Annotated in this window: 14 protein-coding genes; 7 read left to right on the forward strand and 7 right to left on the reverse strand. The window is 66.7% G+C overall.

Annotated features, from left to right (window positions below; translation table 11 throughout):
• Positions 1 to 909: 909 nt before the first annotated feature.
• Together M3461_19425 and M3461_19430 are read left to right on the forward strand one after the other, a co-directional pair.
• Complete coding sequence (locus tag M3461_19425) at positions 910 to 1,953, forward strand: phosphotransferase (GenBank protein ID MDQ3776367.1); 1,044 nt, start codon at positions 910 to 912, stop codon at positions 1,951 to 1,953.
• Between the two features lie 2 nt (positions 1,954 to 1,955).
• Positions 1,956 to 2,627: a nucleotidyltransferase family protein gene (locus M3461_19430; protein ID MDQ3776368.1), complete on the forward strand. Its 672-nt coding sequence runs from the start codon at positions 1,956 to 1,958 to the stop codon at positions 2,625 to 2,627.
• Positions 2,628 to 2,850: 223 nt separating this feature from the next.
• Here M3461_19430 and M3461_19435 read toward each other — a convergent pair whose 3' ends face one another.
• The 7 genes from M3461_19435 to M3461_19465 form a co-directional block, all read right to left on the reverse strand.
• Entirely contained in the window at positions 2,851 to 4,278 is a 1,428-nt protein-coding gene (locus tag M3461_19435; protein MDQ3776369.1) for a hypothetical protein, read from the reverse strand.
• Positions 4,190 to 4,642: a delta-60 repeat domain-containing protein gene (locus tag M3461_19440; GenBank protein MDQ3776370.1), complete on the reverse strand. Its 453-nt coding sequence runs from the start codon at positions 4,640 to 4,642 to the stop codon at positions 4,190 to 4,192. The genes M3461_19435 and M3461_19440 overlap by 89 nt, the downstream gene beginning before the upstream one ends.
• 67 nt (positions 4,643 to 4,709) lie before the next feature.
• Positions 4,710 to 5,333, reverse strand: a complete 624-nt coding sequence (locus tag M3461_19445) for a hypothetical protein (GenBank protein MDQ3776371.1) — start codon at positions 5,331 to 5,333, stop codon at positions 4,710 to 4,712.
• 137 nt (positions 5,334 to 5,470) lie between these two features.
• Positions 5,471 to 8,419: an insulinase family protein gene (locus tag M3461_19450; GenBank protein ID MDQ3776372.1), complete on the reverse strand. Its 2,949-nt coding sequence runs from the start codon at positions 8,417 to 8,419 to the stop codon at positions 5,471 to 5,473.
• Positions 8,385 to 9,371, reverse strand: a complete 987-nt coding sequence (trxB, locus tag M3461_19455) for a thioredoxin-disulfide reductase (GenBank protein MDQ3776373.1) — start codon at positions 9,369 to 9,371, stop codon at positions 8,385 to 8,387. The genes M3461_19450 and trxB overlap by 35 nt, the downstream gene beginning before the upstream one ends.
• A gap of 221 nt (positions 9,372 to 9,592) precedes the next feature.
• A complete protein-coding gene (locus tag M3461_19460) occupies positions 9,593 to 10,183 on the reverse strand; it encodes a hypothetical protein (GenBank protein ID MDQ3776374.1) in 591 nt (196 codons plus the stop codon).
• A gap of 581 nt (positions 10,184 to 10,764) precedes the next feature.
• On the reverse strand, positions 10,765 to 12,156 hold the full coding sequence (locus M3461_19465; GenBank protein ID MDQ3776375.1) for an alginate export family protein: 1,392 nt from the start codon (positions 12,154 to 12,156) through the stop codon (positions 10,765 to 10,767).
• 371 nt (positions 12,157 to 12,527) lie between these two features.
• On the opposite strand from M3461_19465, the gene M3461_19470 reads away from it, so the two are divergent.
• The 5 genes from M3461_19470 to M3461_19490 all read left to right on the forward strand — a co-directional run.
• On the forward strand, positions 12,528 to 13,223 hold the full coding sequence (locus tag M3461_19470; GenBank protein MDQ3776376.1) for an ABC transporter permease: 696 nt from the start codon (positions 12,528 to 12,530) through the stop codon (positions 13,221 to 13,223).
• Positions 13,224 to 13,248: 25 nt separating this feature from the next.
• Complete coding sequence (locus tag M3461_19475) at positions 13,249 to 13,962, forward strand: ATP-binding cassette domain-containing protein (GenBank protein ID MDQ3776377.1); 714 nt, start codon at positions 13,249 to 13,251, stop codon at positions 13,960 to 13,962.
• 193 nt (positions 13,963 to 14,155) lie between these two features.
• Positions 14,156 to 14,992 (forward strand): substrate-binding domain-containing protein, encoded by an 837-nt coding sequence (locus M3461_19480; protein MDQ3776378.1) that lies wholly within the window; start codon positions 14,156 to 14,158, stop codon positions 14,990 to 14,992.
• Positions 14,993 to 15,004: 12 nt separating this feature from the next.
• Complete coding sequence (locus M3461_19485) at positions 15,005 to 16,072, forward strand: helix-turn-helix transcriptional regulator (GenBank protein MDQ3776379.1); 1,068 nt, start codon at positions 15,005 to 15,007, stop codon at positions 16,070 to 16,072.
• A 190-nt stretch (positions 16,073 to 16,262) separates the two neighbouring features.
• On the forward strand, positions 16,263 to 16,917 hold a 655-nt coding region (locus M3461_19490; GenBank protein ID MDQ3776380.1), incomplete at its 3' end, for a hydroxymethylglutaryl-CoA lyase.

Below are 16,917 nucleotides of genomic sequence, written 5' to 3' on the forward strand. Positions count from 1 at the left end.
CAGGCTGGCCATGCATCGTCATCGACTCCGCTCTTCAGTGTCTCGCTACCTGCACATTATCCCTTAGCCATGACTCGCTGTAAACCACAATTCGCCGTGACAAAGACAATTTTTAGAGGTGCCCCCATATCGAAAACGAGGCGGATTATGAGCAGCCACGGCCTTGCTAAATAGCCTGCTCGACGCGGTGCGCGATGATGCCAGTCATCCGCTTCGTTGATTTCCGTCGTAGGTGACTTGATCGAGGCCTACAAGCGAGCACGACCTCCGGCTCGGGTAAGGACATTAAGGGACAGACCACGATCACTTCCTAGGCGGTAGCCCTCGGCACCCATTTCCGGTCCTACGTAGAGCGCCCATCCGGCTCATGCGCTGATAGGTGCCCGCCAGAGGGTAGTATTCTAGCCCCTTTTGCACGCCCAAGTGCGTGGCGAACAATTCACTCATTTCGGTTGGAATCCCAATGCTTCCGCATATTGTGGATATGGCTGTTGCTTCTCTTAGGCCGGTTGTTGCGGTGCTTTGAATCAACGCCTGAAGAGCGTAGTGCGGGAAATCCGCACGCTGCGTTTGTAGGAGTCGGGGGCGGGTGACTGCCTCCGACGACCCCGGGGTGCCGCGTAACCGGCATCTCTACCGCGACCGTCCCGCGTCCGCTCGGCTTCCCAACGTTTGCTGGCCAGACCGTTCACGTTAGGGATCGGGCGGCTCCCGATGCGGTAGTGGCCGAGCGTGCGTTACGTCATACCCAGCGTCTCGGCCAATGAGGAGAGGCTCTTGAAAGGCGGGTGACCCGCCCTCTAGCGTTCTATTCATCGATACGGGGCATGGTCTTTCGCCAGACATCCTTGCCCTATAATCTCAAGGGGGCACGGAACGGGCGAGGACGCCCAGAATGAGTATTTGGGTATGTTCGATCGAGCCGAGGCGGATCGCTTTGAAGCGCTGGTGGACTGGATCCATCGGACCCTCGGTACGCGGGACCTTCCTATCGCACCGGCCTCCAGTGATGCGAGTTTTCGGCGGTATTACCGGATCGCTCACGAGGGGGTGACCCGCATCGTCATGGACGCACCGCCGGAGCGGGAGGACTGCCGGGTGTTTGCCGACATCGCGGTGCGGCTGGCGCGCGCGGGACTGCACGTCCCCGAGGTGCTGGCGGGGGATTTCGGACGGGGATTCCTGTTGTTGACGGACCTCGGCACACGCTTGTATCTGGATGAGCTGGATCCCCGGAGCGCCCCGGTTCTATATGCCGACGCCATGCACGCACTGCATATGATGCAGGAGCGGGCCGATGGGACTGGCCTGCCGTCCTATCATCGCGCCTGGCTCTTGCGGGAGATGGAGCTGTTCCGGGTCTGGCTCCTGGAGAAACACCTGGGTCTCCGGCTCTCCGATGCGGAACAGGGGACGCTCCACGGGACCTTCGGGCTCCTGGCAGATGCGGCCCTTGCGCAACCGCAGGTGTTCGTGCACCGCGATTACCATTCCAGGAATCTCCTCTACACGGCCGGCCCTAACACGGTCGACCATAACCCGGGCGGTAACAACCCGGGTGTCATCGACTTCCAGGATGCGGTCGTGGGGCCGGTCTGCTACGACCTGGTATCGCTCCTGCGCGATTGTTACATCCGCTGGCCGGAGGCAGAGGTCCACGCCTGGATGATGGGCTATCGGGAGCGATCGGGACCGGCACTCAGGGGGGTCGATCCCGCGATGTTCGTGCGTTGGTTCGATCTCATGGGGGTGCAACGCCATCTCAAGGCGAGCGGGATCTTTGCCCGCCTCCGGCATCGGGACGGCAAACCGGGCTATCTGGCCGATGTGCCGAGGACGGTGGGCTATCTCGTGGACGTGAGCCGTGGCTATCCCGAGCTTCGGGCCCTCTACGCGTTCCTGTGCGAGCGCGTCCTGCCGGCGCTGCACGGGGACCGTTCCCCCGCCCTCTAGCCATGAAGGCGATGATCCTGGCGGCGGGTCGGGGCGAGCGCATGCGTCCGCTCACCGATCGCACGCCCAAGCCCCTGCTCCCGGTGGCCGGGAGGCCGCTCATCGTGCACCAGATCGAACGCCTGGCGCGCGCCGGGATCCGCGAGATCGTGGTGAACTTGTCGTACCTGGGGGAGCAGATCGAGACGGCGCTCGGAGATGGCCGGCGCTACGGCGTCGCGCTCCACTACTCCGACCAGGGACCCATGCCGCTGGGGACCGGCGGCGGGGTCTACCAGGCCCTGCCCTTGCTCGGGCGAGCGCCGTTCCTGGTGACCAACGCCGATGTCTGGACCGGCTACCCGATCGCCAGCCTACTGGACAAGCCCCGAGGCATCGCTCATCTGGTGCTGGTGGAGAATCGCAGCCATCACCCGGACGGTGATTTCGCGCTAGAGCACGGCCGGGTGTCGCTAAAGGACGGGCCGAGGCTCACCTTCAGCGGCCTCGGCGTCTATCGGAGCGAGCTTTTCGACGAGTGCGAGGCGGGGTGTTTTCCCTTGGCCGCCGTGATCCGCATGGCGGTATCGCGCGGCCTCGTGACCGGTGAATGCTACCGAGGAGAGTGGCACGATATCGGGACCCCCGAACGACTGGCCGCCCTGGAGGCGCGGCTCGGGACCGTCCCGACTTGAGCGGGTGCCGACACCGGTCGGCATCGCCTCCACCCGATGCCACCGCTCTCGGCGTTTTCATCGTGGGTCGCTGACGCCTGCCCGGTGCTTCGCTCGGCGGCGCCTTCCGCGATAGTGAACTTCTAGGAGCGTGTGGCCACGGCCCTTGACCTCAAGGGCCCGGATGACATCGGCGCGGCGATTCATACGAATCTCTCGCATTCGCGGAACTCTATCGATCTGGCTACTCAAGACCGCACGGTGCGTTTGAGATTGGGGGACACGGATTCGGAAGTGGTGGTGGAGGATCCGGGGGTCGCGGGGGCGGCGGGGCGTTGCGATCGTCGCATCTTATCGTGGTGTTCCGGCCCCGGCCTCCTCGGCAACGGTCTCGGCCCGGTCCGCCATCGAGCCTGTCTCGACCCCGATCGCCAGACACGCCGAACAGCCGGTCGTTGCCGTCGCCACCGAGGAGTGTATCCCTACCCGGCCCCCCGCACAGGACATCGTTGCCGGCGAGTCCCCGAATTATATCGTTTCCCGCCAATCCGAGGATGACATCCCTGCCCAGAGTGCCTCGCATCGTGTCCGGGCCCGCGGTTCCCAGGATCGTGGCCGGCCGGCCGCCACACCTAGGCGGCCGCTGGGGTTGCTCGTCCGTCAACAGGTAGCGCGCGAGTGCGAAATCCAAGTCCTCGCTGGCATCGGATTGCCCGGCGGTGACTACCTTGGCGTCGGTTTGCAGAGCGAGGCCGACAAAGCTGAGTGGGGAGGTAGTACTGGCGAAGTCGGTGCGTACGACACCGCCGATGCCGAAGCTCGCATCCAGGCTCCCGTTCGCCAGGTAACGCGCCAAAGCCACATCAAATCGCCCGGCGGCGCCGGCGTTGGACCGCCCCGCCGCGACCAGCTTGCCGTCGGGCTGCTGGACTAATTCGTCGGCGACGTCTTCGCTATTGCCGCTGAAGTTGGTGACCACGCGCCCGCCGACGCCGAAGCTCGTGTCCAGGCTCCCGTCCGGGTTGTAACGCGCCAGGGTGAAATCCGGAGCGCCGGTGGCGCTGGAGTCCCCTGCCGCCACCAGCTTGCCATCGGGCTGCCGCACCAGGGCACGAACAGCCACTGTCCTGCCGAACGGGGTGACGAACGGGGTGACCACCCCTCCCCCGACGCCGAAGCTCGTGTCGAAGCTGCCATCCGAGTTGTAGCGCACCAGGGCGAAAGCAGCATTGCTGAACCCAGCCGCGACCAGCCGGCCGTCGGGCTGCTGGACCAGGGCCAAAGCCCCGTCGTCGCTGTCGGCGCCGAAGAAGGTGAGCAAGCGCCCGCCGAAGCCGAAGCCCGTGTCCAGGCTCCCATCCGGGTTGTATCGCGCCAGGGCGAAATCCCTGGGGGAGTCGCTACCGCCGATACGGGTCAGTCCCGCCGCGACCAGCTTGCCGTCGGGTTGCTTGATCAAGGCTTCGACTCGCTCCTCGCCGCCGCCAAACCCGGTGAGGACCCGCCCGGCGGAACCGAAGCTCGTGTCCAGGCTCCCATCCGGGTGGTAACGCGCCAGGGCGAAATCCAGGTCTCCCGTGATATTAGAACCCCCGGCGGCGACCAGTTTCCCGTCGGCCTGCTGGACCAGGGAAATGATAAAAGTCTTGGCCGCCGAAGGCGGTGAGCACAAGCCCACCGGCGCCGAAGCTCGAATCGAGGCTCCCGTCCGGATTGTATCGCGCCAGTGCGAAATCATTAGAAGAAGGGTCGCTGGCATTGGAGAACCCACCCGCGACCAACTTGCCGTCCGACTGCACGAGCAGGGCAATGGCTCCTTCGAAACCATTGAGCAGGGCAATGGCTCCTTCGAAACGACCGAAATGGGTTAGGACGCGCCCATCGGCATCGAAGCTCGGATCGAAATCCCCGGGCGCGGCCAGGGCCGGAAAGGGCGGGCCGAGTAACAACGCGATCACGAGTAGACAGCCAAAAGGTGCGAAGGGCTGAAATGTAGTGGGCAGGCTACGCTGCCCGTCGCGTCGGTTTGTCCTCATGGAGTGCCTCCGTACCGCAATGTCCTACTGCGTCGGGCCGTGATCGAACGGGCCCGACCCCAAAGCCCTATGCGAACAGGCTGCCCAGGGTCGGTTTGACGCTGATGGCCGTGACCTTGGCGTCGGCCTCGGCGCGGCAGTTGGCGCTCGCGTCGCCAGTCTGTTCGGCCACCGCCGACAGTCCCACCCAGACGCGGGTGGGTCCAGGCTTCAAGATGGTCAGGATTTTCTTGCTGGCCTTCAGGACTTCGCCTTGTTCGGGCACGCGCTGATCGCCCAGGCCGTCCTGCAGTGTCTCGCTGATCCTGGCCGACTTGTCACCGATATGGAGATCCAATACCGCGCTCGATTTCCCGGCGCCATCGGCCACCCGTACGCCGGCCCGGTATTCGTATTCGATCACGACGTAGAAACGCCCGGTCTTCTTGCTGCGTACTTGGAACTCGTGGCCCAGGGTCGAGGAGGCCTGTCCCCGGCCGGCACCGTTCAGCACCGCCTCCACCCGCATGCGGCCGCTCTTGGCATCTTCGTCATGGGCCACCGAGGCCTGCTCGCTGCTCGCCTCGGCGCTGCCTTCGGCGATGGTGAGCTTGGGGGGACGTGCGGTCAGGGTCTGGGCATCCAGGTACATCACGAGCGCCATGATCGAAAACGCCGCGAGAAAGAAAGCGACGAGGAACACAATGAACATCGAGACCTCCGGTCGGCACTCCGGCGCCGGCCACGGATGCGGACTGGCTTTGTTGTTATGAGATGGAACCCACGGGCCACATTACCATAGGAAGTGCGGGTTTCCAATCCACCCCGGATGCGGTCGGGTCGCAGGGGTTACGAGATCGATCGGGCCTCGAGCCCCAACGTCCGATAGCGCCCCAAGGTCTGGCCGTCCGTGACGACCGCGGTGCCGGCCCGCTCCGGGATCAGATAACGGGCGGCGACGCGCCGCAGGTCTTCCACGCCGACCTCGAGCACGCGCTGCCGGAGGCGCCGGCGGAGCTCGGGCGTGCGGCCGTTCAGCGCGGACACGAAGGTCTTGATGGCCTCCCCGGCGGGTGAGCTGGGCCGATCGAGCGCCCCGATGATGCCCAGGATGGCTTCCTCCAGTTGCTCGGGTGCATGCCGGTGCTCGACGAGCCAGGAGAGCGACGCATCGAAGTCGTCCAGGGTCTCCCCGAGCCGAGGGTCCCGGTACGAGTAGAACCGGAATGCCCCGGTGTCGCCGTCATAGCCCGCCCCGGACCCGTAGGCGCCGCCTTGTTCGCGGATGGCGCGGTGCAGATAGCCGTTTTGCAGGAAGCGCCCTAAGACCGACAGGGGAGCGGCGTCGGGATGGTCGACGGAGACCGTGGGGTAGGCGCGCGCGCAGAAGCTGGTCTCGGTGCTCGTGAGCCAGGCCTCGTGGACCCGCTGCACCGTAGCCGGCCCGGTTGGGATCGACGATGGCGCCTTGTCCCTATAAGATTTATTCAGGGGCCCGAGGCTCGCGATGGCCGCTACGGCACCCGCGATGTCGTCGTGATAGCGGCCCTCGCTGACGACCAGGAGGCGCCGTGGGGCGCTCTGGACGCACTCGTGCAGCGCCGCGAGCGACTCTCCGAGCTCGGTCAGGCGGGCCTCATCACAGAGCCCCTGGTCCAAGGCCTTGAGTGCCTGAAGTGCCGGCAGACCGTCCCAGCGCTGGGACAGCGCCGCGGCCGGTCCGATGCCGGCGCTGGCGGCCGCCATCGCCAGCGCGTGGCCGTGATCGGTGACCGAGGACTCGCGGCCGGCGCGCATCTGGGCGACGAGATCACGCAGTCGGTCCAGCTCGTCGAAGCGTGCCCGTGAAAAGGTCTCGGCCAGGAGCTGTGCCAGGGCCGCCTGGTTGCGCGCCAGGCAGTTCGCGGACAGCCGGAACAGGAGTCCGGCGGACCGGAGATCATCGACACTGGCCCTTACCGAGCACTGCGCGCCCACCCCACCGCTGACCGCCGCCTGCCGCGCCTGGGCCTCCCGGTAATCCCGCTCCCCGCAGCCGACCTCGCAGAGGCAGCTTGCATAGAGGCGCAGGCGCTCCAGATCGGGTGGCGCCAGCGCCGGGACCTCGACGCATAGATCGAGGTATACGATCCCGTTGGTGCCCCGGTCGAACCAGGTCACGGGGAGACCGGCTATCTCGCTGTCGCGCGAGGTCGGGACACGGATGTCGGACGGCACGTCGGCGATGCCAACGCGCGGGAGCAGGTTGGCGTCCTCCGGGCTGCCCTGCCGCGCCGCGAGCGCGGCGCTCTCTGCCATGATGCGCTCGAGATCGGACTCTTGCAGCGCCGAGCGGATCTCGGCCAGGCGCTCGCGAGTGGCCCTTGCCTGGCGGGCGTAGAGGCCGGTATCCGGCGTCATGACCACGCGCACTCGATGGGGGTTGTCCAAGAGCCAGCGGCGCGCCAGGCCCGGCACGAAACCCGGGTCGCGAGCCCCGATCCGCAGGTCTTCGATGACCGCATCGAGGTCGAGGGCCGCGATCGGATCGCCGCCATGCATGGCCATGGGGATGGCGCTGCTCAAGAGCTGCAGTCCGTAGGGGTAGCTGCCGCCCGAGACCTCGCGCTGATCCAACTCCATCTGGTGGAGCACGGAGTCCACCAATTCCTGATCGATACCCTGTTCCGCCACCTCCCGGATCACGCCCATACACAGCCCTTCGACCTCCTCTGCCCGCTCCGGGTTTGACCCTTCCAGACCACACACGAATACCGCCTCGCGGTGGCCGGTATCGAGGCCGCACAGCTCCGAAGGTGCAGCCCCGAGCGCGGTGGTCTCCAGCGCGTGACGCAGGGGGGCGGCGCTGTTGTTGAGGAGCACCCCGCACAGGAGGTGCATTTCGAGCATCGAGCGGAGGTCCTGGGTCCTGCCGAGCAGCCAGCCGAGCACGATGTGGGTGCGGTCTTCCGTGTCCTCGAGATCCGAGAGGGTATAGGGCAGGGTGATCCCGCGCGGCGAGGTATAACGCCGTTCGTCCCTGATCGCATCGTCCAGCGGCCGGGCCTCGAACCGCCGGAGCGCCCACTCGTCGAACTTCGCCTGGTGCTCGCGCGGATCAAAGTCGCCGTAAGTGCCGAAGCAGGCGTTCGACGGATGGTAGTGCCGGCGGTGGAACGCACGCAACGATTCGACCGTGAGCTTGGGGATCTCCTCCGGGTCGCCGCCGCTGTTATGGTGGTAGGTCGTGGTGGGATACAGCTCGGCGGCCAACGCGTGCCAGAGGCGCGCTGCGGGCGAGCTGAGCGCGCCCCGCATCTCGTTGTAAACCACGCCCTTGTAGACCAGCGCGCTGTCGGGGTCGCCGGGCACCGCGAGCTCCAGGCGATGGCCCTCCTGCGCGAAATCGAGCGCACTCAAACGGGGGAAGAACACGGCGTCGAGGTAGACCTGCAGCAGGTTGTCGAAGTCCTTGTGGTTCTGGCTCGCGAATACATAGGCGGTCCAGTCGCTTCCGGTGAAGGCGTTCATGAAGGTGTTCAGCGAGCGCCGGGTCATGAGGAAAAACGGGTCTCGCACCGGGAAGCGCTCGCTGCCGCAGAGCACGGTGTGCTCCAGGATGTGCGCGACGCCGGTCGAGTCCTCTGGGACGGTCCGAAACGCCAGCAGGAAGGCGTTGTTGTCGTCGTTGGCGGCCAGGTGCAGGTGTCGCGCCCCGGTTCCGGCATGTCGGTATTCCTGGGCCTCCAGGTTGAGCGACGGGATGCGGTAGCTGCGTAGGTGTTCAAACATGGGTTTGCTCCAGATAACGTTCGGCATCCAGGGCGGCCATGCAGCCCGAGCCGGCCGAGGTCACCGCCTGGCGATAGATGGGGTCGCTCACATCGCCGGCCGCGAAGACGCCCGCGACGCTGGTCGCCGTCGCCAAACCGCCGACCCCCGATTGGACCACGATGTAACCCCCTTGCATCTCGATCTGCCCCTCGAACACGGCGGTATTGGGCTGGTGTCCGATGGCGATGAAGACACCGCGGGCCTCGATGACCTTCGTCTCAAGTACCTTGGCCTCTATGGCTTGGGCGGTGCCGCCGGCCGCCGGTTTCACCCGCACCCCGGTGACCCCGTGCTCGTCTCCCAGGACCTCGTCCAGCACTTGATTCCATTCGATGGATACGTTCCCCGTCGCGGTCTTTTCCAGTAGGCGGTTGGCCAGGATCTTCTCCCCGCGGAAGCGGTCGCGGCGATGCACCACGGTCACATGCGAGGCGATATGCGAGAGGTACAGGGCGTCCTCGATGGCGGTGTTCCCTCCACCGACCACCACGACCCGCTCGCTTTTATAGAAAAACCCATCGCAGGTCGCGCAGGCCGAGACCCCGCGACCGCGGTAGGCGGTCTCGGAAGGCAGCCCGAGGTACTTCGCCGAGGCGCCGGTGGCGATGATAAGGGCATCGCAAGTATAGCTGCCGACGTCGCCCGTGAGCACGAAGGGATGGCGGTTGAGATCGGCCCGGGCGATGTGGTCGGAGACGATGTCCGTCCCGAAGCGCTCGGCGTGGCGCCGCATGCGCTCCATGAGGTCGGGGCCCTGTAGACCCTCCGCGTCCCCCGGCCAGTTGTCGACATCGGTCGTGGTGGCGAGTTGCCCGCCCGGTTCGATCCCTGTCACCAGCACGGGGTCCAGCGCCGCGCGCGCGCCATAGACGGCCGCCGTGTAGCCGGCGGGGCCGGAGCCGAGGATCAGCAACCGGCAATGTCTTTGAGAGGGCAGGGCTGGCAAGGACGGACCTCGTCTCGACACGAGACTCTGGTAAGCGCCCCGACGGGCGGGTCGCTCGTCAGGGGTGAAGGCGAATCTTGCCTGAGCCGGATGCCGTGATCAACGCCGAGCCTGCCATCGGACCGTCATTGGACGATCCGATACGGCACCTGGAAGGTGGCGCGGATATAGATCTTATGGTCGCGGCGGAGAGGGCCCTGCGAACGTGCTGCTCAGGTCTTGCTCCTTGCGAGACGGCGGTAGACCAGCCAGGCCGCAACCAACGCCGCGAGGAGCACGCCGATCAGCGGGCCGATCATCGTGGGCAACCCTCCCGATTGCCCGACCCGCAAGGGGATCCTAACCTGGCCCCGGCCGGCTCCCTTATCGAAGTCCACCAGGACGGTATACTCTCCGGGTTCGTCCAGCCCCACGTCGGCCTCCACGACCCCGGTCGGATAGATCTTCGAAGGGACATCCAGGAGGGGACTTTTGGGGACCGATGCCTGTGGGTCATCATCGTCCTCTCGCACAACGCGCAGGGCGACGGGCCGGGTCCTGGCCTGGGGGTTCATGAGGTCCAAGGTCAAGTGCGTCGGGCCGGTGGCGGGGAGGTCCTGGCAGAACTGCACGGGCGGCTCGGCCTCACCGGGTATCCCGTCCTCCGGGGAGACCCGCGCGTAAGCGGTGAAGTGCACGTCGTAGCCGTCGTTGGAGACGACGCAGGTGATGGGGCCACGGTCCTCCTGCTGCTGCGGTTGGTCGTCGGGCTCGCTCCCGTACCCGATCCCGGGCTGGGCCAGCAGACCCAGGACGAGGCCCATGCATCGTGCGGCCTTGTGCAAGGGCCTTATGCGCCGATTCGGCATCTCGCTGAGTCTCCGCCTAACCCTGTAGGCCTCCGTCCGCCGCGGGCTCGGTGCCCCTCCCGCGTCGGCCGGTCACGGCCAGGATTGCCATACCGATCTCCGGGACGATTGGGTAGTCAAGGACTTACCTCGGTCCGGCCTGCATGAGGGATCGCCCTTGTGAGGCGGGGATCTTGCCCCACCCCCGCCCCCGGATCAAGGGGGGCCGGCGGGCCTCGTGGTGCCGATCGACTCCCGCTAGTCCGCATTTCTCACCACGGCCCATAGTGAGGAATGCGCGCTAGTAGCCACCTGCGCGCGTACCTGGAAGATATCCAGTCCTCCTCGTCGTGCGGGCCGCCGTCGATCTCCCCCACGCCCGCGTCCATTACTGGGTGTTGCCCGCCGTCGAGGCCGGGCGCATCGACGGGGCCTAGCGTTCCATGATCCTTCAGGCACGGTGCATGACACGTGCTGGCTAGACACTGCCCCAGCGTGACCGTCCGGGCGAGGCCCACGGCCGCCCGCTCGATGGGTCCCCGCCCCGGGGCGACGGCTCAGAACTGAAACGTGATTTGGGTATAGAGGTAATTGGAATCCCCCTTGTCGGCGGGGGCGTTGGGAGCGTCTTCCGCGAACTCGCCTTTGATGAGGTAGGCCCAGCCGGCTTCCAGTATCAGGTTCCTGGGGATGGCGCTCCATTGCACGCTCGCCTCGAGCTGGTGACCGATGAAGGTCCCCGATTGCCCGGTCCGATCGCGAACGCCGCTCGCCGTCCAGGCGTCGGTCGAGGAGGCGAGCCAGAAGAGGCGATGGGCGATGAACGCGGACACCGCGTCGGCGGGTCTGACGAAGAGCCGATAGCCCGGTGTGTTGATGTTGCTGCGCGCGAACGCCCCCCAGATCCCGGTCGGACCGTATTCCCAGCGCCGCGCCCCGAACAGCGTGTCAAAGCGCTCGTTGTCGTCGTCGTCGGGGTCTCTGTCGCCGCTCGCGTAATCGTACTGCACGAGAAAACGCGGAGACCACGGCAGATCGAAGGTATAGCCGATCTGGCCGTGCTGCTGGTGCGCGAAGTGGTCGAGGTCCATGGTGTCCGTCGCCGCGGCCGTGGCGCGCGACTGGCCGAACTGGAAGATGGACTCGAGCTCGTAGTCGATCCGGCCCTTCGCGGGATCCCGGAAGATCCGGAACCCCGGCGTGTAGAGTTGCCGGTCGCTGGTCTCGAGATCCTCATCGTCGTCCTCGTGCAGGTAAAGAAAGTAGACCTCGCCCTTGGCGTCCATGGCGAGCGAATCGTGGCGGAAGAAGAGACCCCCGAAATGCGATTCGAGGTCCTCTTCGTCGAAGCGGGTCTCGCCGCTCGCAAGGGCATTGAAGGTGTCGGGCAGCCGGATCACCGGCAGCACGAGGAAGCCCCGTGCCTGCCACCGGCCGGGGCTTTCAAGGCGAGCGTCCAGGCCCGTGAAGGAATTGATCGTGTTTCGAAAGCTGTTGCGCGCCACGAGCCGACGGTTGCCGAGGTCGATGGTCTGCCGTCCGCCTATGATCTCCATGCCGAGGCGGGCGTCCGAGGGGGCCTTCTGTGACCATGCGAGATAGGCCTGGAGGAGCTCGGCCGTGTCCACCTGGGTGGTATTGACCGGCGTCCCCCGGTCGTCGAGCGCGAGCCGGCTGTCCATGAACTCGCCGCCCACGCGCCAGGCGCGATGGCGCGCTTCCAGGAACGCGAGGGTGCGGAAGGCGACGACTTGATCCCCGCCTGTGCCGTCCGCCCGGAACTGGTTATCGACGGTTTCATAGCGGCTGCGGTGTTCGAAGGACAGGTGCAGCCACGAGGGCAGGCCCAGGGCATCGTGCAGGCGCGAGGGCGAGGGGGTCTTGTTCTGTGCCTGTGCGGCAGGGATCGACAGGAGCAAGGGTAAAACGAGGACGAGGATTCTTCTCATGATCCACCCCCCGATCCCACAGCGACCGCGCATTCCGGCGCACGCGCCTGGTGTCCTTGGACCTCGACCCGGTAAATCCCGGTCCTCGAACACGGTGGCTGCTACCGAGGTCCCCGCCCGGGGCAAGCGGGTGGCATCCGCTCTTGAGGAGGACATGAAGCGCGCTTCGTCGGCGGCGGGCAGCGGCTCCCCGACCAGTAGCCCGAGAGAGGTCGATAGGGCCGCCGGGGCCTTGTTGTCATGGAGCATCGCAATCCCCCTATCATTATGTGTACTCATGTCACATGCCGGGCTTTCCCACGGTTACTAAAGACTTTATACTTTCAATAGGATTAGGAAAATATGTACGATAAAACCTATGGAGGGTGCCCGTGAGCGAGCTCGCTGAGGCACTGGGTCACGCCGCAAGGCTGCTGGCGGCGTTCGACCCGGGGGTCTGGGAGATCGTGTTCCTGTCCCTCGAGGTCAGTTGCCTGGCGGTGGTGCTGGCCGCGCTGTGCGGCTTCCCGCTCGGGGCGGGGCTCGCGCTCTACACCTTTCCCGGGCGACGGGCCGTGGTCATCCTGGCCAACGCCCTCATGGGGCTGCCTCCCGTCGTTGTCGGCCTCACGGTGTATCTGTTGCTATCTCGCAGCGGACCGTTGGGTGATCTCGGGCTCTTGTTCACGCCGGTCGCCATGGTCATCGCCCAATGGGTGCTCGTGACCCCCATCATCACGGCCTTGACCCGCCAGGTCATTGAAGATTTGTGGGAGGAATACGAAGACGAGCTGCGGTCCCTGGGCTCGACCCGCGTCCAGGCCATCGGCACCTTGCTGTGGGAAGGGCGCTACCGGCTCATGACCGCGGTGCTCGCGGGCTTCGGGCGCGCCATCGCGGAGGTCGGGGCGGTGCTCATCGTGGGCGGGAATATCGCGCATGCCACGAGAGTCATGACCACCGCCATCGCGCTCGAGACCGCCAAGGGTGAGCTGGCCCTGGCGCTCGGCCTCGGCGCGGTGCTTGTTACCTTGGCCTTGTTGATCAATGCCGTCGCTTATCTCACCCGCGACTTGGCCCGCGCTTGAGCCGACGCTCAGCGTGCCGCGAGGCGTGTCTCGGGGGGCCTCGATCCTGCCGCTCCGGCTCGAAGGGGTGAGCTACGCGCCTGACGGGCACACCCTTCTGCACGCGATCTCGCTCACGCTCGCGGGCGATGCGGCCACCGTGGTGCTCGGCCCGAACGGGGCCGGTAAGAGCCTGCTCCTGCGCCTCTGCCACGGCCTCATCCCGCCGAGCACGGGTCGTATTTTGTGGGCCGGGGACGCTTCCAAAGGACAGGCGATGGTGTTTCAGCGACCGGTGATGTTGCGCCGATCGGTCGCGGCCAACCTGGCCTATCCCTTACGCTGGTTCAGGTTGGCACGCGAGGAACGCGAGCGGCGTGTGGCCGAGGCGCTGGCCATGGCCGGCCTCACGCCGCTCGCCGCTCGCCATGCCCGATCGCTGTCCGGCGGCGAGCAGCAACGATTGGCCCTGGCGCGTGCCTGGGTGCGCCGGCCCGAGGTGCTGTTCCTCGACGAGCCGACCGCCAACCTCGATCCGGCCGCCACCCGCCAGGTGGAGGCGATCGTGAAGACGTTCCGGGACAACGGGACCAAGGTGGTCATGACCACCCACGACCTCGGGCAGGCCCGGCGGCTGGCCGAGGAGGTGCTGTTCCTCCACCGCGGTCGGCTTTTAGAGGACGCCCAGGCGGAGCGCTTCTTCGCGGGCCCGGCCACCGCGGAGGCATGCGCCTTCGTGCAGGGAGAGCTTTTGTGGTGAGGGGGCCCCCCACCCAAACCTCCCCCGCTACGCAGGGGAGGGAACCGGAAAACCCCCACCCGCGCTGCGCACGGGGAGCGGCAACCTCCCTCCCCTGTCCGTGCTTTTTGCGGACGGGGGAGGGCGGGGTGGGGGTCCGGGGGCGGCGCATCCTGACCACACCACCCGAACATCACAGTTAACGGGGAAAGCCATGCATTATTCGAAAACCAAAAACTGGATACCGGCGCTGATCCTGTGGCTCGGCGTATTCGCATCGGCGAGCGCGCCGGAGCGCTTCATCACACTCTCCTCGACCACCTCGACCCAGGCCTCGGGCCTGTTCGATTACCTCCTGCCCACGTTCACCGAAAAGACCGGGGTCGAGGTACGGGTGGTGGCGGTGGGCACCGGCCAGGCCTTGAAGCTCGGGGAAAAGGGCGATGCCGATGCGCTGCTCGTGCACGACCCCGCGGGCGAGCAGAGGTTCGTGAAGCAGGGCTACGGCCTCGATCGGCGCCTGGTCATGTACAACGACTTCGTGATCGTGGGGCCGGACGCCGATCCCGCGCATATCAAGGGCGGTCGCCACGCCGTCGCGGCCTTCAAGGCCATCGCGGAAGGGAAGGCTACGTTCCTGTCACGCGGGGATGACAGCGGTACACACCGCCAAGAGCTGCGCTTGTGGCAGGCCGCCGGCGTCGATGTCAGATCGGCCTCCGGGACCTGGTACAAGGAGCTCGGGGCCGGGATGGGGGCGGCCCTCAACACCGCCGCCGGGCTCGACGGCTACACGATGGCGGACCGCGCCACCTGGCTGTCCTTCAAGAACCGCGCGCGCCTCATGCTGCTGGTCGAAGGCGACGCGAAGCTCTACAACCAATACAGCGTGATCCTCGTCAATCCCGATCGGCACCCCGAGGTCAAGGCGGACGACGCCCGCGGCTTCATGGATTGGCTGACCTCGCCCGCCGGACAGCAGGCGATCGGGTCTTTCACCGTCGAGGGTCAGACGCTGTTTCACCCCAACGCGGCCAGCGGCGGCGATTGACGCGAAGTGGACTTGCACCTCGAGGTCCGCTGGCGGCTCGGAGGGAGCGATGCGAAGGACATCGAGCCCGCGCTCTTCGAGTTGCTGGAGGGCATCGAGCAGGGCGGCTCGATACGGGTCGCCGCGACCCGCTGCCGGCTGTCCTACCGCTACGCGTGGGGACTCGTGCAGCAGTGGGGGCGTCTTTTGGGCGCGCCGCTGTGCGTGCTCGAACGCGGTCGAGGGGCGCGCCTCACGGCCCTGGGTGAGGGCCTCCTGTGGGGCCGGCGGCGCATCACGGCTAGCCTCTCGCCGATGCTCGAGGGCCTGGCCTCGAGCCTCTGCGCCGAGTTGCGTGCCGCCACCACCCTGCCGACCGATCCGCCCCTCAGGATCTTCGCGAGCCATGGGCTCGCCATCTCCGCCCTTCGCGATCTCATGCGCGCCCGTGGCGGAGTCGTGGTGGACCTCCAGTTCCGAGGTAGCCTGGAGAGCCTGCGCTTGCTGCACGCCGGTCGCTGTGATCTCGCCGGATTCCATATCACCGGTGGCCCACTGGGACAGCGCCTGGCACCGCGTTATCAGCGCTGGTTGCGGCCCGAGGCCCAGGTCCTGATCCACGTCGTCCACCGCCAACAGGGCCTCATCACCGCCCAGCAGCCGGCGCGGCCCATCCGCTCGCTGCGCGATCTCGCCGCGGGCCCGCTGCGTTTTGTGAACCGTCAGGCCGGATCGGGGACACGGCTCCTCTTCGACGCCCTCATCGAAGAGGCCGGCGTGCGGCCCGAGGAGATCCAGGGCTACGACACCGAGGAGTTCACCCACCTGGCCGTCGCGGCGCTCATCGCAAGCGGCGCGGCCGACTGCGGCTTCGGGATCCAGGCCGCCGCACACCAGTTCGGCCTGCCCTTCCTCCCCGTGACCCGCGAGCGCTACTGCTTCGCGCTAGCCCGCGACACCCTGGCGAGCCCCGCGGTCACCGAGCTCATCGCGCTGCTGAAATCCCCGCTGTTCCGGGAACGTGCCGCGGGCCTGGCGGGCTACGACGCGCGGGAGTCCGGGACCCTATTGCCGGTGGAGTCACTGATCCGGACCGACTAACGTTAGCAGCCGCAGGGTGATCGGTTTCCCTGGACCGGAACATGCTGTCGATCCCGGGATTCAGTCCGCGCCGCGCATGCTGGGCGGGTCGGTCGGCGAAGAGCGCCAACCAAGCGCGCTCGCCGTGGTCGGGTAAAATAAATCATCCAAGGCCAGTGCCCATTCGTACTCAGGCCCTATCGCGGAGACCATGACCGCACCGCACTACCCGCCTGCCGTCAAGCTCGTAGAGGTCGGTCCCCGCGACGGCTTGCAAAACGAGCCTCGGTTCCTCGACACGGCGACCAAGGTGGAGCTCATCCGGCGCCTGGCCGAGAGCGGGCTCCCGGTCATCGAGGTGGCGAGCTTCGTCCACCCCGAGGCCGTGCCCCAGCTCGCCGATGCCGGAGCGGTGTGCGGACTTCTGAAACCGCGTCCCGGTGTCCGTTACACGGCGCTGGTCCCTAACCTCCAAGGCTTGGAGCGCGCCCTCGCCGCGGGGGTGGGGGCCATAGCGGTGTTCACGGCCGCCTCGGAAACCTTCAACCGGAAGAACATCCGCTGCGGGATCGAGCAATCGCTTCGGCGCATCGCACCGGTCGTCGAGCGCGCGCGGGCCGCCGGCCTGCCGGTAAGGGCCTATATTTCCTGTGTGCTCGGCTGTCCTTACGAAGGATCTGTCTCCCCCGAACGCGTGGCCTCGCTCGCCGGACGACTGCACGAGCTGGGCTGCGAGGAAATCGCGCTCGGCGACACCATTGGGGCCGGCACGCCGCTCGCCGCCTGCCGGGTGGTCGAGGCGACCGCTCACCGCGTCGCGCTCGGGCGCATCGCCGTGCACTTCCACGACACCCGCGGCCAGGCGC

This window comes from Pseudomonadota bacterium, assembly GCA_030860485.1.
Taxonomy (GTDB): domain Bacteria; phylum Pseudomonadota; class Gammaproteobacteria; order JACCXJ01; family JACCXJ01; genus JACCXJ01.

Coding starts and splice junctions, on each gene's coding strand:
- M3461_19445 (MDQ3776371.1), bottom strand. CDS start 5,333: ATGTTCATTGTGTTCCTCGTCGCTTTCTTTCTCGCGGCGTTTTCGATC.
- M3461_19460 (MDQ3776374.1), bottom strand. CDS start 10,183: ATGGGCCTCGTCCTGGGTCTGCTGGCCCAGCCCGGGATCGGGTACGGG.
- M3461_19440 (MDQ3776370.1), bottom strand. CDS start 4,642: ATGAGGACAAACCGACGCGACGGGCAGCGTAGCCTGCCCACTACATTT.
- M3461_19450 (MDQ3776372.1), bottom strand. CDS start 8,419: ATGCCGAACGTTATCTGGAGCAAACCCATGTTTGAACACCTACGCAGC.
- M3461_19465 (MDQ3776375.1), bottom strand. CDS start 12,156: ATGAGAAGAATCCTCGTCCTCGTTTTACCCTTGCTCCTGTCGATCCCT.
- M3461_19425 (MDQ3776367.1), top strand. CDS start 910: ATGTTCGATCGAGCCGAGGCGGATCGCTTTGAAGCGCTGGTGGACTGG.
- M3461_19480 (MDQ3776378.1), top strand. CDS start 14,156: ATGCATTATTCGAAAACCAAAAACTGGATACCGGCGCTGATCCTGTGG.
- M3461_19430 (MDQ3776368.1), top strand. CDS start 1,956: ATGAAGGCGATGATCCTGGCGGCGGGTCGGGGCGAGCGCATGCGTCCG.